The organism is Pseudomonas sp. SIMBA_067, from assembly GCF_046534675.1.
GTDB lineage: Bacteria > Pseudomonadota > Gammaproteobacteria > Pseudomonadales > Pseudomonadaceae > Aquipseudomonas > Aquipseudomonas putida.
The window spans coordinates 1-232 of sequence record NZ_JAWRYH010001432.1 but is presented as its reverse complement, the minus strand read 5'-3'; the positions used below and the strand labels follow the sequence as shown (position 1 = coordinate 232).

Here is a 232-nt window from a genome sequence, read left to right as displayed (position 1 = left end):
CTGAGGTTCTCTGGGGTAGGCTGGTCGGCGCCCGTGACCATGTGCTGCAGGCCTTCCAGGTGTTCCGTGTAGGTTTCCTGGATCAGCGGCGACAGGCCCGTACCGGCGGTTACACGCAGCGTCTCGCAGTCATCGCAGGTTTCCACCTCGGTTTCACCGAGCACCCGTGTCGCCCAATCCGAGGCCTCCTCGGGGCTCGACCAGGCTTGGCAGATGGCGCCATTCTGGCAGC

The 232-nt window shown here is 65.1% G+C and carries 1 pseudogene; it reads right to left on the bottom strand.

From position 1 onward, the window contains the following. Window positions 1-232 (bottom strand): annotated as a pseudogene (locus tag SB765_RS34135) (integrating conjugative element protein); the annotation flags it as partial.